Origin of the sequence: Plebeiibacterium marinum, from assembly GCF_026013615.1 — a bacterium.
Taxonomy (GTDB): domain Bacteria; phylum Bacteroidota; class Bacteroidia; order Bacteroidales; family Marinilabiliaceae; genus Saccharicrinis; species Saccharicrinis marinus_A.
The window spans coordinates 20866-36997 of record NZ_JAPDPI010000012.1 but is presented as its reverse complement, the minus strand read 5'-3'; the positions used below and the strand labels follow the sequence as shown (position 1 = coordinate 36997).

Annotated in this window: 7 protein-coding genes; 4 read left to right on the top strand and 3 right to left on the bottom strand. The window is 37.6% G+C overall.

The window, feature by feature from the left end; genetic code table 11:
• Positions 1 to 114: 114 nt before the first annotated feature.
• From OM074_RS07640 to OM074_RS07625, 4 genes are all read left to right on the top strand, one after another.
• Positions 115 to 1263, top strand: coding sequence for a glycoside hydrolase family 88/105 protein (locus OM074_RS07640; RefSeq protein WP_301198868.1), 1149 nt, complete (start codon positions 115 to 117; stop codon positions 1261 to 1263).
• A gap of 205 nt (positions 1264 to 1468) precedes the next feature.
• A complete protein-coding gene (locus tag OM074_RS07635) occupies positions 1469 to 3325 on the top strand; it encodes a BNR repeat-containing protein (protein ID WP_301198867.1) in 1857 nt (618 codons plus the stop codon).
• Positions 3326 to 3436: 111 nt separating this feature from the next.
• Positions 3437 to 8644 (top strand): InlB B-repeat-containing protein, encoded by a 5208-nt coding sequence (locus OM074_RS07630; protein ID WP_301198866.1) that lies wholly within the window; start codon positions 3437 to 3439, stop codon positions 8642 to 8644.
• 301 nt (positions 8645 to 8945) lie between these two features.
• Positions 8946 to 11483 (top strand): family 43 glycosylhydrolase, encoded by a 2538-nt coding sequence (locus tag OM074_RS07625; RefSeq protein ID WP_301198865.1) that lies wholly within the window; start codon positions 8946 to 8948, stop codon positions 11481 to 11483.
• A gap of 282 nt (positions 11484 to 11765) precedes the next feature.
• Here the strand turns inward: OM074_RS07625 and OM074_RS07620 are convergent, their stop codons facing one another.
• From OM074_RS07620 to OM074_RS07610, 3 genes are all read right to left on the bottom strand, one after another.
• Complete coding sequence (locus tag OM074_RS07620) at positions 11766 to 12950, bottom strand: iron-containing alcohol dehydrogenase (RefSeq protein ID WP_301198864.1); 1185 nt, start codon at positions 12948 to 12950, stop codon at positions 11766 to 11768.
• 460 nt (positions 12951 to 13410) lie between these two features.
• Positions 13411 to 14400 carry an aldo/keto reductase gene (locus OM074_RS07615; protein WP_301198863.1) on the bottom strand — a complete coding sequence of 330 codons (990 nt, stop codon included), beginning with the start codon at positions 14398 to 14400 and terminating at the stop codon, positions 13411 to 13413.
• Between the two features lie 155 nt (positions 14401 to 14555).
• Complete coding sequence (locus tag OM074_RS07610; RefSeq protein ID WP_301198862.1) at positions 14556 to 15725, bottom strand: MFS transporter; 1170 nt, start codon at positions 15723 to 15725, stop codon at positions 14556 to 14558.
• Between the last annotated feature and the right edge of the window lie 407 nt (positions 15726 to 16132).

Genomic DNA, 16132 nt, shown 5'->3' with positions numbered 1-16132 from the left:
AGGTAATACGAGCCAGGATATGGATTGTATCATCCCCTGAAAATAACAATTGTAGTGAGTTTCTGATCTGTACAAACAGATTGGTACCTGGCTGTTGAATAAAATAATATAGTGATGAAAGAGTGGATATTAGTAGTGGTTTCTGTCTTATTGTTATCATGTACCCAAAGGGAAAAGAACAATTCAATTTGTAATAATTTTACAAAGCAGGATATTAAAGATGTTATCATAAAAGTAAATGATTATTGGCAAACACACAATACGAGTAAAAAGCGTGCTTTTTGGGATCATGCAGCTTATCATACCGGTAATATAGCTGCCTATGAAGTTACCGGGCTTGAAAAATATAAAGAGTATTCACTTGCGTGGGCTCAGCACAACAATTGGAAAGGCGCAACATCTGATAATAAAGAATTATGGAAATCCGGTTATGGCGAATCTCCCGAATATGTTTTATTTGGCGACTGGCAAATCTGTTTCCAAACCTATGTTGATTTGTTTAACCTTTCTGCAGAAAAAGATTCTTCAATGATAGCCCGTGCCAGAGAGGTTATGGAATACCAGATGGGTACAGCTAGAAATGATTATTGGTGGTGGGCCGATGGTTTGTATATGGTAATGCCGGTTATGGTAAAAATGTATCATGTTACAGAAAATGAACTATACCTGGAGAAATTATATGAATATTTTAAGTATGCCCAATCAATTATGTATGATGAAGAAACGGGATTGTTTTTCAGGGATGCCAAATATACTTACCCAAAGCATAAATCGGTAAATGGGAAAAAAGATTTTTGGGCCAGGGGAGATGGATGGGTATTTGCCGGTTTGGCCAAGATTATTCAGGATATGCCAGAGACTTATGCACATAAGATAGAATTTATTGAAATATATCAGAAAATGGCCGTCGCCTTAAAAGGAGCTCAGCAACCTGATGGTTATTGGACCAGAAGCCTGTTAGACCCAGAGCATGCCCCGGGACCAGAAACAAGTGGAACTGCATTTTTTACGTATGGTTATTTGTGGGGGATAAATAATGGTCTTTTAAATAAAGACGAATATTCAGGTGTGATTGAAAAATCCTGGAAATATCTAACCAATGTTGCATTGCAACAAGATGGTCGATTAGGTTATGTTCAGCCAATCGGAGAACGTGCAATACCGGGTCAGCAGGTTGATGAGAACTCAACTGCAAATTTTGGAGTGGGGGCCTTTTTAATTGCAGCTGCAGAAATGTATAAGTTTATTGATAAGCTAAATTAATGCTATTGCACATATTGCGTTAGCTTGTAGGAGTATTTCAAAGATCTCATAAGCTGTTGGGGCATTTTATGCTGGTTATGCGTTCTGAAACAATGGGATTTTATTATTTTTTTTCAGGTGCAGATGTGGCGCATAGCGTGTATATCTCATCGCAAAAGAATTACATTTATTTTAAGTCCCCTTTTACTAGAGAAAATACATAATAATGAAGAAATATATTTTAATCATTCATGTTGTAATTGTTTTGTTTTCAATTGCTCAGCCAATAATGGCCAAGGACAAAATAAAAGGAGAATATGAAGTTGCAAAAGAAGGCGCATGGTGTTGGTTTGCAGATCCACGCGCCATACATTATAAAAATGAAAATGGTTCAATTAACAAAAGTTATATTGGTTATATCGATATTCATGGAAATATTAAAGCTACCCAGCACGACTTTATAACAGGTGAAACGGAAGAGGTTTTAATTCGGTCGTGGTTCCAGCCGGATGACCATAATAATCCTACATTTCTGGTACTTCCGGATGAACGGGTAATGGTCTTTTATTCGCGCCATACTGATGAAAGATGTTTTTACTACAGGGTTTCGGAGAAAAAAGGAGATATTACCACATTAGGAACAGAATATAAGATACATACACAAAAAAATACTACATATCCTTCTCCTTTTATTTTATCGGATGACCCTGACCATTTTTACTTATTATGGAGAGGCGTTAGCTGGCATCCAACAATTGCAAAAATTACATTACCTGATGAAAAAGGAGCAGTGAAAACTGTATGGGGACCCAAACAAATTGTGCAGTCTACAGCTTCCAGGCCCTATGCCAAATATACCAGTAATGGGAAAGATAAAATCTATATGGCCTATACAACAGGGCACCCTGATCCTACAATGCCTAATTATATATACCTGAATTATATCGATATAAACACATTCGAATTAAAGGATATTAAAGAAAATGTTTTGTCAAAAATAGGGGAGGACTTGCATCATATAGCGGCTACTGTCGATTATCAAAAATCTTACCCGGATGCTGTTGTTGATGCAAGCCAATTACGTGACTGGTTGTGGCAAGTTGTATTAGATAAGGAACAAAAGCCTGTTATTGCCATGGTAACTATCAATGGAGATAAAACTTCTCACGATTATTATTATGCTTACTGGGATGGGAATCAATGGAAAAAGGTTTTCTTATCCAATGCAGGAGGACATTTTCATCAAACACCCCATATTGAAAAGTGTTATAGCGGGGGAATGGCCATTGACGATCAGAATACCAATGAAATTTATTGCTCAGTTCCTGTAGAAGGTAAGAATGGAAAGGTATATGAAATAGTAAGATATATACTTGGAGAGAATAAAGAAATTATAAAAACAGATACGTTAACCAGAGATTCAAAACTAAATAATGTACGTCCTTACATTATTCCCAATAGGGGAGATAGCCCTTTAAGTATGGTATGGATGTATGGAAATTATTATGATTGGATTGTGAGTAAAAAGCGTCCGTTAGGGTATTGTACTTCTATTAAATCTGATTATGATTTATATAGCAAAAGTGTTGATACAACAAAAGGACTGGTTCATAAAAAGGAATATAAACAAGAAGAGAATGTAAAAAAGATAAAAATTCCTGGAACATTAACTGAGTTTTCAGTAGTTGCAGATATTGCTTTGGAGCCGGATAATTATAAAGGTTTACTTATTAAGGCAGGAGATATTGAATATCAACTTAATGGAGAAACTTTGAAACCATATTTAATGGTTGGCGGACAAAAATATCAGAGCAATAATATTTTAGGAAATTCCGATTCCTGGAAAGAATATGATAAAGGTACTGGTGGGAAATGGCGTGAACCTGTAAAATATTCGAAGGTACAATTATCATTAACAAGCAAAAACGGAATACTAAATATTTATATAAACGGATTACTAAGTCAATCCATAACTATAGATAGTTTTAAACTCAAGGCAATAGAAGTGGGTAAGCCGCTTAATAGTATCTACATCTACAACGCTGCAGTGAGTTGCCAAACCCTTAAAGCTTTATTGAAATAATTTAAGAAAACAGAAGTTGAAGGCGGCAATAGGCAAACTTATATAGGTATACATTTTTATTAAGGAATATTGCCCCTCAACAAGTTATTAACTATTTAAATTTATGTACGCATGAAGAGATTTTCTACAATGATTTTTATGTCTGTTATGTTTTGTATTGGGATTATTAATACCCAGGCGCAAAATATACTAGAAGGCTGGGATGATACAGCCGGCACTCCTTATGATGCCGGTTGGCGGGTTGATGGTAGCATTTCTGTTACCTGGGGAACACTGAATGGTTCCGATAACAGGTATCGAACCAATTTGGGTAGTCCTGTTTATAATGGTTCTGATCCAATGTTGTATATTACCCTGGCAGACACAAAGTATGGTTATCCTGTAACGGTTACCGAAGGCAAAGTATATGGTCTTGCAGGTAAGGCCTGGAGGCGAAACGGATCAACGGGAAGCGTAGCATTCAATTTTTGTTTGGCAGAAGATCTTTTGGGATCTGATCCTGTTTCGGAAACATCTTTGACAGTTACCGGTAATAATGTTGTAAGTACCTTCAGTGATTTGAGGTTGGCTGTACCAGAAGGCTTTACGAGTGGTTACTTTCTCTGGGATGTTCATGTAAACAGTGGAACATGGAACGATGCCGGGATTTGGTTGTTAAATATAACAGAATTAGGAAATGCCATTCCGGTTGTTTTTAATACCAATGGAGGCAGTGAAGTAGAGAGCCAGTATTTTTTAGAGGGGGAATCTTATACAGTTAGTACACCGTCAACACCAATCAAAACTGGATATATTTTTGAAGGTTGGTATTCGGATGAAGCATTGACTAGTGCCTTTGATTTCTCAGCATCAGTAACAACCGGTACCACTATTTATGCCAGGTGGAATGATATTAAAGGAGAATTATCTGCACTAATTACAGAGGCTGAAGGATTGCTTACTGGCGGAACCCCAACGGGGCAGTCTTATCTTAATGATGAAATTACCAGCGCCCAAACTGTAGTAGATGATGTATCAGCTACAGTAGAGCAAGTATCCATTGCTCTTGACTCCTTAACTGATGCTATTTCAAACTATCAGGATGCTAGTCTGTTAAGTCTTTTGGTAAATAGTTCTGATATTGATGGTTTTGATGCTAATATTCAGGATTATGTTTATGATCTTGCGCCAAATTCTGCTATACCAACGGTTTCTGCTACCGCCAATGATGCTGCAACGATAGATATTACACAGGCATCTGCAATTCCTGGTTCGGGTACAGTTATTGTAACTGCCGGCAATGGTTCAACAAAAACATATACTGTAGTTTTTAAGTTCAACTATATGACTGGTTGGGATGGAAATGGAATTGGCACAACTACAGATGTTCCCAGCGACTTTGGTTGGGCATGTAGCAGTTCTGTTACCTGGGTAGATGCCTCTAATGATAATGACAATTATGCTTATAGATACAGGGATAACCTTGGGGTAGGGCGCGCATTTACACATCCTGCAAACGATAATGTATTTTCATTTCCCATTGAGTTAAAAGCTGGCAGTATTTATCAATTCTCATGTACTAACTCAAACATCAATGGGGCGGTTACTACTATGTTTGGGATTAACTCTACTAGTGATGCTTCGGGGACAATGCTAAATTCCCAAACATTAATTGCACCTAAGTGGAGTACAAACACAGCCTTTAGTTTCTTTTTCTCGGCCGATGTTGATGGTACATATTATATGGTTTGGCAAACCACCAATGGATCAGACAGGAATGTTGCCTGGGATTTTTATATTACAGAAGCTGAAAATGCTCTATCCGTAGTGTTTGATACTGATGGAGGTAGTTCAATCGCCAAGCAGTACTTTGCAGATGGAGAGTCATACACTATTGTTGAACCTGACGAACCAACAAAAGATGGTTATGTATTTGCTGGCTGGTATACCGATAATACTTATTCTGTACCATTCGATTTTACTAATTCTGTTTCTGAAAATACAACTCTTTATGCCAGGTTTGTTACTCAGGAGAATCCTGTTATGGTAGATCTTACTATAAACAATGATCAGGTTAGTATTACAGCTGCTAAATATATGAACATTACAGTTAGCGGTACATCAGAGTTGCATCTTACTTCAACAGAACCCTTGTTAGAAAGTTCTATTAACCTTGAATCTGTTGACTCATGGCTTTATTTAGATGCAGTAAAACCATCCACAGTTATTGCCGAATATTTAAGTAATATTAAAATTAACGGAGCTGATTTTAATGAAGAAACAGATAGGATTGCAATTTATGGTGGGGGTACAGTTATTATTCCTAATGGAAAAGTAGATGCCCAACAAGCATTAACTATATACAATGGAACAGATTTTTCTGGAGAATCCATGCAGTTTGAGATTAATAATTATTATAGGTCTGCTGAACTGGGTTCTTTTGATAATAATGTTCGTTCTTTCAAATTGAAAAAAGGTTATTCTTGTACCTTTGCAAACAATGAGAATGGAACAGGTTTTTCTCGCGTTTATATTGCAAGTGATAGCGACTTAGAGGTGCCGGTAATGCCTGAAGGTTTGGATTTTGTTTCTTTTGTTCGTGTACTCCGTTGGGAATGGATTAGTAAAAAGGGAATTTGTGGAAGTCTTCCGGGAATAACCAATTCTTCCTGGTTTTATGATTGGGGAGCATCTGCAAGCACAGGGTATTCAGATTATGAATATGTTCCAATGCGTCATAATGCAGGCTGGGCTTCCTTTGATGTGATTAATTCCAGAACTAATGTATCTCATGTATTAGGGTATAATGAACCGTCCCATACCGATCAGGCTAACATGACAGTAGAAGAAGCTATCAGGCAATGGCCGGAATTGTTTAAGTCCGGATTGAGACTTGGATCACCAGCACCGGATGCTATCCGTAAACAATGGTTGGTAGATTTTCTGGAAATGGCCGACAGTTTGAATTATCGTGTAGACTTTGTGGCTGGTCATATGTACTGGAGTGGACAAACCGGGCAAGGGCTTTATAATAGTATTACAGATGTATGTACGAACTTGTATGGAGGACGCCCGATGTGGATTACAGAGTGGAACAACGGTGCAAACTGGACGAGTGAAACATGGCCTACTGCTTCAGGACCGCAGAGGGATGCTGATATGAATATTATTTATGATGAAGATGGCAATACGACTGAAGTAACAAGGCCATTGTCTCCAGAAAATGCTGCAAAACAGTTGGCATGGATTCAAGATGCATTGGATGGACTTGATCGTTGTGAGTATTTGGAACGTCACGCTTTTTATAATTGGGTGCAAGATGCACGTGCAGTCGCATTAGGAGGTAAGTTGACTCCTGCAGGAGAATATTTTGCAGATTACAAATCAAAAGTCGGTTTTTCCAAGACGAAAGAGTATATCCATACATGGCATATTGCACCTCCTTTACCAAGTTACACTCTTTCGGATGATTATAGCTCATGTATTCTAAAATGGTACGATCATAATGGAGAGACAGGAACAAGCTATATTATAGAAAGAAAGCTTGAAGGAGAGAGTGACTTTACAACTTTGGCTACTTTGGTTCCGGGAGATGATTATACCTATGGTAGCAATGTTACATATTCCGATCCTATTACAAATTCAGCTGAGTACAGAGTAAAAGCAGTTAGTTATAAGGATACAGAATCAATTTATTCGCGTATTGTTACTCTAACATTGGATCCGGAAGTTACGGCTCCAATAGATTTAAGTGGTACAGTTGTTTCTTCATCAATTATTGATCTATCGTGGTCTGCTGTTGATGGAGCCAGATCATACAACTTAAAACGATCTGCAACTGTTGATGGAACATATGAAACAATAGGTAGTTATCTTACAGGACTTACGTATAGAGATTCCGAATTAGCAGAAGGTACTACTTACTATTACAAAATTTCATCAGTAAACAATCTTGGCGAAACTGAAGATTCAGAGCCTGTTACTGTAACAACTAATACAATTGTAGTACCAACAGCTATTTCCGGAGTGTTTGCTTCAAGTGGCGATTCACAAATAGCTTTGACATGGGATTTTCAATATGATGTATTGTATCGAATCTATCGTTCGGATAGTGAAGATGGAAATTTTGTGATGATTGCAGATAATATTGATGCAACCCGTTATGCAGATAAGGAACTGACTAATGGGCAAATATATTTTTACAAAGTAGCAGCGTTTAATACTGCAGGTGAATTTGTTGATCCTGTTGTTTACCAGATAACTCCAAAGTACGGGCAATATGCATATTTCAATTTTGACGAAACAAGTGGAACATATTATGATTCCTGGGGTGGATACAATGGAACGCCAAATGCAACAGCAAGTGTAACAGGAGTGAAAAATAATGCGGTAGATTTTGTTGCAGATGATAAATCATATGTACAGTTAGCAAGTGGTCTTACAAGTGATCTGGATGATTTTACGATCTCTTTCTGGGGTAACTTAACCACAAAGGGTTCTCGTATTTTTGATTTTGGTAACTCTACAAGCACATTTATGATGTTATCAACCGGATTAAGGTACAAGATTACATGTGCCGCAGGTACTTATGATGTAACAGCCAGCGGATATTCTATTCCAACCGGCGAGTGGGTCAATCTTGCCCTAAGCCAACAAGGAACAACTTTTAAAATGTATATGAATGGAGAGCTTATACTAGAGGATAATAATGCGACAGTTTATCCATCTGATATGGGAGAGAACTTGTATAATTACCTGGTAAAATCAAGATGGTCTTCAGATTCGTATACAACTTGTATGTTCGATGAATTCAGAATTTACAACAGAGCATTAAATGATGATGAAATCAATGCTGTGATGGATGAAAGTGTATATTCACTTACCCTTTCTCCCAATAGTTTGGAATTACTGGTTGATGAAAGTTATCAATTGTCTTCAACGTTTTTTCCTGATAATGCAAATACTGCTGATTTGGTTTGGAAAACAACTGACGCAAGTGTAGCAGGTGTAGTTGATGGTATGGTTACTGCTAGTGGACAAGGATCTGCAACAATAAGCCTTGAAACAGCTGATGGATCTGTTGTTGCAAGTTGTTTAGTAAATGTATCTGTTTATACAGGTATCAGTAAACAGGAGTCGAAAGTTGTTTTAACCTTAAAGGATAATATTCTTACAGTTGACAGCCCGAATCAAGAAGTTGTTGAAGTTTATTCGGTGACAGGTGAGTTGATTTTAAAAGATGATAAACAGGCAGGTATATATAAAACATCAGTTCCAAAATCCAGCAGACTGTTAATAGTCAAAGGAAGCTTGGGATGGGTTCGTAAAGTGGTACAGTAATCACTAAGTGTTTATAAATGACAACAAGGTACAATAGTATCTTGTTGTCAACAATAAGTAAGAATTTAAATCGATTTTAAGAATAGAGTCCTGATTGTTAATAATTGAAATAGGAGGTTGTTCAAAAACTTGTTTTGGGATGGCCTTCTTGTTTTAATTTGAAAAGGAACTCTCTTTTCCTATATTTCTATAGAAGGGTACAGTTATTTTTTATTTAAATACCCAAAAGTTAGCTATAAGCAATAATTTGCTTGAATATTTGAGAATGATAAAAATTGAATTTAACAAAAAGGTATAAGTAATGAACTTTAAGATTATATCATTGAGCATTTTAGTAACCATGTTAATGTGTGGTTGTGGCTTATCAACTGAAGAAAAAGAGGGGACAAACTACTACTTTGATAGTATAGACGGGAGTGACGAAAACAACGGATTATCTGAAGGCAAAGCCTGGAAGAGTTTCGGTAATATTGACAATATCCAGCTGAAAGCCGGAGACAGCATTCTGTTACGAAGAGGTTCTGTATTTGGAGATAGGCTGGAAATTACTGCTCAGGGGCGTTCTGATTGTGGAATTGTAGTTGATGCTTATGGTTCCGGGAATAAACCTTGTATATCAGCTCCAGACAGCTCTTTGTTTGCCGTTCAGGTGAAAAATTCGGATTACCTTACGGTTCAGAACCTGGAGATCATTAATACAGGAACATCAAGGTTGCCTGGTAGAACAGGAATAAAGGTGCTTTCTGAAAACCATGGCATATCACGTAGCATCACCCTTAATGCTCTGGATATCCACGATGTAAATGGAAGTTTGGTTAAAAATGAAGGGGGAGGTTCAGGTATTCTTATCGTTTCCGGAGGTGAAGAAAAGGCATCATTATATGATAGTCTTTTAATAGAGAATTGTGTTATCCGCCGTTGCGAACGTAATGCGATTATTTGGAGTGCGCCAAGCGATAGGGATTATGGAAGATATAGTACGAACACAATTGTTCGAAAAAATATGATTGAAGAGGTACCGGGAGATGGTATTGTGCCTATTGCTTGTGATGGTGCTGTTATTGAATACAATGTTATGCGGAATTGTCCTGATGTTTTATCTCCAGATGAAGCAGCTGCAGGCATTTGGCCCTGGAGTTGTGATAATACCTTGATTCAGTTTAATGAGGTGAGTGGTCATAACGCAAAATGGGATGGGCAGGGTTTTGATGCGGATTACAACTGCAGGAACACTATTATCCAATATAATTACAGTCATGATAATGCAGGAGGTTTTCTGTTGGTTTGCAATGATGGTAACTCTTTAGGTAAGCCTTGGAATATAGGAACTTTAAATACCACTGTCAGATATAATATAAGTGTTAATGATGGTATTAGGAATTATCCTACAAAGCAAGCTGGTTGGTTTACTCCGGTTTTTCATATTACAGGTCCGGTAGAAAACACAATGATTTATAATAACCTTATTGTTCAGCATCCAAAAGAAAGCGATTCCATCGACAATCGTATTCTAAAAATGGGTGATTGGGGAAATAAGTGGCCAGAAAAAACACAATTACAGAATAATGTATTTTGCACTGTGGGCGGCTCTTCCGGAAGTCTTGATTTTGGTTCTGACAGGAATACATCTGAGGTAAATAATGTTTTTGTAGTAGATAAAAAGTTTAGTCGTAACAACAAGCGATTTGATTTTTCATTTCAAAAGATATCTGAAATTATTGAGGCAAAAACGTTGAAGGATAAAATAGATCTTTTAAAAAACTTTTTTGGATGTGAGGAATTTAAATATCAGGCTTTCCATCCAGGAGAGCTTTGGCTCGATAACAATGGAGAACATATTAATGCACATGGTGGAGGCATTATGTTTTACGATGGTATTTATTATTGGTTTGGAGAGCATAAGAGCGCAAATACCAGCGCTGCATTAATAGGGGTAAGATGTTATTCGTCTGAGGATTTATACAACTGGAAGGATGAAGGTGTTGCATTACCTGTTGTAAAGAATAATCCTTCGAGCCCGATTACCAAAGGATGTACTATCGAGCGTCCCAAGGTTATTTATAATAAGGAAACAAAACAATTTGTTATGTTTTTTCATCTTGAACTTAAAGGACAAGTGTATGATGCCGCCAAAGTAGGTATTGCAACCAGTAAATCTCCTGCAGGACCATATTCTTTTATTAAAGCTTTAAGACCAAATGCAGGTAAATGGCCTGTGAATATGACAGAAGAACAACAAACTATGGATGTCACAATTGCTGATTTTAAAGAATGGTGGACTCCGGAATGGAGGAAAGCTGTTGAAGATGGTTTGTTCGTTAGAAGAGATTTTAGTGGGGGACAAATGTCGAGAGATATGACCTTATTTGTGGATGATGATGGTAAGGCATATCATATTTATTCTTCGGAAGAGAATCTGACCATTCATATAGCCGAGCTTACAAAGGATTATTTAGGTTATACTGGTAAGTATACCCGTTTGTTCCCGGGAGGACATAATGAAGCACCAGCAATTTTTAAGCACAATAATAAGTATTATTTAATTACATCCGGATGTACAGGATGGGATCCCAACCCTGCAAGATCAGCTGTGGCATCTACTATCTGGGGGCCATGGGAAATGATAGGAAATCCCTGTGTTGGAAAAGGAGGGGAGTTAACTTTCAATTCGCAAAGCACCTTTGTGTTGCCTGTTCAAGGGCAGAATGATAAATACATTTTTATGGGAGATAGATGGAATCCGGGATATCATATAGATGGCAGATATATCTGGTTACCTATAACCTTTAGCGGGGAAAAACCTGTTGTCAAATGGCAGGATTACTGGAAATTACAATAGTTGATTTTTAGATTGTATTAGTTTATGTATGATTATCAGAGGTTTTTAACCTTTGGTAATCATTTTATCGGTTTAATAAAATCTTAGGGATAAAGCAATAAAAAATTATAATTGTTGTATCCGAATCAATTAAAACATCTAATATTATTTTTTCCCCTAAACAATAAGCCGAAAATGTAATAATGAACGGATACAACATATAGACCAGAGTTCGGTTGAAATTTTATATCGAACTCTGGTTGTTAGGTATTCAGGCAATTAAAGCAATAATTTGTGCTTTAATTATAGAAATGCCCTTTTGTAAATTTCAAGCGCATCTTCTTTTTCTATTGGGCATAATGCACCAATATTTCCCCATTCGGTTGCCTTTTCAGCCAGGTATTCCAGTTTACCTTCTTCTACACCAGCTTCTTTCAGGTTTTTAGGCATATTGATGGTATCGGCAAATTCTTTCACCTTTGCAATACCTTCTTTTGCAGCCAACGCATCATCACCTTGTACTACACCAAATACATTACGTGCAAAGTTTGCAAACAACCAGGTGTATTCTGGTGCTTTTTCAAGGGTATAAGCCAAGTAAGAAGGTGCTATTAATGCCAAAGTTACACCATGAGTCATATCGTATAAGCTCGATAATTCGTGACCCATGGCATGCATAGGCCAGTTAGAACCTTTTTTGCCTACTGCAAACTGAAAACTTGCCAATGCCATGGAGCTTGCCCACATAATGTTAGCACGGGCATCATAATCTTCAGGATTAGCCAGCACCTTAGGAGCGTTTTTAATGATAGAACGCATCAAACCTTCATTCATCATATTTTGCACATCAGTAGATTCACTACCGGCAATAAAATAGCATTCCAGTAAATGATCCAGGGCATCAAACGATCCGGCCATAGAATGTTTCTCTGGTACTGAGAAAGAAAATGTTGGATCAAGGATAGAGAATTTTGGATACAGGAGTGGATGCATAATGGTGTGCTTCTTGTGGTTTACTTCACCTGTAATTACGCCACCCAGATCCAATTCACTTCCTGTTCCGGCCATGGTTAGTACCGATGCTAAAGGAGCCGCAGCTGTTATTTCGCCTTTGCCATCAGCCATTAAGTCCATCACATCACCATCGTAACATACTCCGGCAGCCATTGCTTTTGCTGCATCAATAGTAGAACCTCCACCTACGGCCAAAATAAAATCACATGAATTATCACGGTAAATCTGAATTCCTTTTCTTACGTCGGCCACCGGGGGATTGGGTTTTATGCCATCGCAATCAACAAAAGGTATATCTGCTTTTTTTAATTCTGAGGTGACAGTATCGTAAATGCCATTTTTTTTAATACTTCCACCACCATACGCCAACATCACTTTGCTTCCACCAAATTGTTTGATTGAAGAAGCTAAATTTTCTATTTGTCCTTTCCCGAAATGAACGGTTGTTGGAACATAAAAATTAAAATTTTCCATTAAATACTGATTTTGAATATTTAAAATTTCATAATACAAAGGTCTTTAAAAACAAGCTATTGATTGTTATACAGATTACAGGAGTGCATACCATTTTTACGGATTGTGAAGAAATGTGCTTTGTATGCAGGGAAATCGCTTTTAAGAAAAAACACTCTTTTTATATCAAGAAAACATTTATTTGCTCAAGCCGCAATGGCTTTTACTTTTTTTCTGCAGTCAAAAAAAGTAAACAAAAAAGTCCGCCGACGACATCACTCACTTACCCACTATTTTCTTTATTTTGAGACAGAAAGAACTCACTGCGTTCAAACAGCTTTCTGTCTTTTCAAAATTAAAGAAAAGTGGGTCCCAAGTTACGTTGCTGATGTCGGAATCTCGACTTCAAAATATATTTATTTCTAAAGGCGATTTCTATGGTCTTCTATGCAATTAATGTATAAAATCAAAATTTTCAGTTTTAGTCCTTGTCCACCATCTTTTCGCTGCTTTCCGGATAGCGATGTCCGGTGATTTTAACCTTTGCAAGAATGGTTTCGATCATTGCTAAATCGTTCTTGTTTAATTCTATTGTATCTGCACCAGCGTTTTCTTCCAGTCGGTGTAGTTTTGTTGTTCCCGGAATAGGTACAATCCAGGGTTTTTGTGCATGAATCCAGGCCAAGGCAATTTGTGCCGGGGTAGCTTCCTTTTGTTGGGCAATTTCTTTGATCAGCTCCACCAAGGCCATGTTGGCTTTCATGTTTTCAACAGAAAAACGGGGAATCCCATTTCTGAAATCCGTAGCATCAAAACTTGTTTTCTCATCCATTTTACCGGTAAGGAACCCTTTGCCTAACGGACTGAAAGGGACAAAGCCAATACCCAGTTCTTCGAGCGTGGCAAAAGTTTTTGTTTCCGGTTCGCGCCACCATAACGAATATTCACTCTGTAATGCAGAAACAGGTTGCACGGCATGGGCCTTTCTGATATTGGTAGCACCAGCTTCTGACATACCAAAATATTTTACTTTCCCTACTTTAATCAAATCCTTAACCGTACCGGCCACATCTTCAATGGGTACTTCCGGGTCAATTCTGTGCTGGTAAAGCAAGTCAATCGTATCTATTTTTAACCGTTGTAAGCAACCATCAACAGCTTCCCTGATATGGGCAGGTTTGCTGTTCAGTCCTACAGCCTTACCATCGGCATAATCAAATCCGAATTTGGTGGCAATAACAACCTCGTCTCTGAAAGGTGCCAGAGCTTCGCCAACTACTCTTTCGTTGATGTACGGGCCATATATTTCTGCTGTATCAAAAAAGGTTATGCCCAGTTCGTAGGCTTTCCTGATTAATTTAATGGCTTCTTTTGTATCTGTTGCCGGTCCATAGCCAAAGCTGAGTCCCATACAACCCAAACCCAGCGCAGAAACTTCTAAGCCCTGATTTCCTAATTTTCGTGTTTTCATATTTTTATTTCCTAATTTGTTGATTTATAATTTCTGCCTAACGGAGATGCTAGATTGTTGATTGAATGGCAATCATAATTTTGGAAAATGTAATAATTATCATTTAATACGAATTGGCTAATAACCAATAACCAACAGCCAATAACTAATTGTTACTACTTCCTAATCAAGATTGTTCGTAAGGATGAACTGTAAATATTTACCAGGGTAAAAATCAATGCAATAAAAACCATGGCTGCTGCCGTCCAGCTAAGTATAATAGGGGAGAAGTGCTCAAATTCAGCACCGCCCAGGGCTGCACCCGTTGCAAAACCCAGCTGTATAACCGAATTATACAGGCTTAATATAAACTGGGGGGCTTCCGGACTCAGGTCTAACACATTGAATCGGAGTATAGGACCAACAGCCCAGGCAGAAACAGCCCAAAGCATTAAAATAAATATGGTAAAGTATATGGCATCGGTAAAAACGGACAACAATACCAACGAAGTTACATGAAATACCATGCTGTAAAGTGTTGTTTTTGAATTGCCAATTTTATCGCCAAAATACCCGCCTGATTTATTTCCGATAAGTGTTGCCACGCCAAAGGCAAATAAAGCAATGCTCAAAATGTTTTCGTTCATTGCAGTTGTGCTTGTCAGGAATGGGGTGATGTAGGAATAAAGCATGGCATATCCCAGAATCCAGAAAAACGATACCAAAATATTTAATATGATTTTGGGTTTTAACAATATGGAAAACTGATTGGTATTACCGGAGGCTGATTTATTAAACGCTGCAGGTATTTGTTTGTAAATAACAGGTATTGCCAATAAACAAAATACGGCTGTAAACGCAAAAATAGATTGCCATCCCCATATTGAAGTTACCATTCTTCCAATAGGTAAGCCCACAATTAATGCCGCATTATATCCTACAGTAACGGTAGCTATTGCACTGGCTCGTTTATTTGCCGGCGCCAGACTGGTGGCTACTGTAAAACAATATACATTGAAAACCCCTACTCCAAGGGCCATAATAATTCTTGCCAAAAGCAATATTTGATAGTTTAACGATAAAAACATCATGACACAGGCAATTAAAATTATGGCAAGCGACAGGATTAGAATTTTTCGCTGATGAACATTTTTTAAAAAGAAGATGGCAATGGGTGTTCCTACGGCTGCCGTAATGGCAAATACCGAGATTAGCTGTCCTGCCTGGGCTATTGATATATGGGCACTGGATGCTATTTTATCCAATACGCCAACAATAACAAACTCTGAAGTTCCCAATACAAAACAGATGATGGCTAATATGATTATTTTGATACTATCTTTCATGTGTATATTATTTTCTTTCATTTACCACATGGAACTCTCAGGAAATTTTAATCATTTCCCTGTGTGTAATTTTTAAGATTAAAATTTACATGTTCGTTTCATGTATTATTATTGATTGTTTAATAGTGCTTACAAGCTGTAAATTGGCTCTCCTCCTTACAAAGGAGGAGTACGGTGAGGTACGAACCGGGAGGTGGTTTTAAATACTTATATTTCCATTTTTTAAATTCAAATAACATAGGTATAAAACCACCTCCCCTCTCCTGCGTCGAGGTACTCCTCCTTTTAAAGGAGGACCTGTCCGGTGACAGACGGGGAGCTGATTTCCATGATGTACAGTTCAGGTTTTCAACCTTCTGACACAATAACTTCATACAACAAATATGTAAATAAAAAGTATTAAAGAG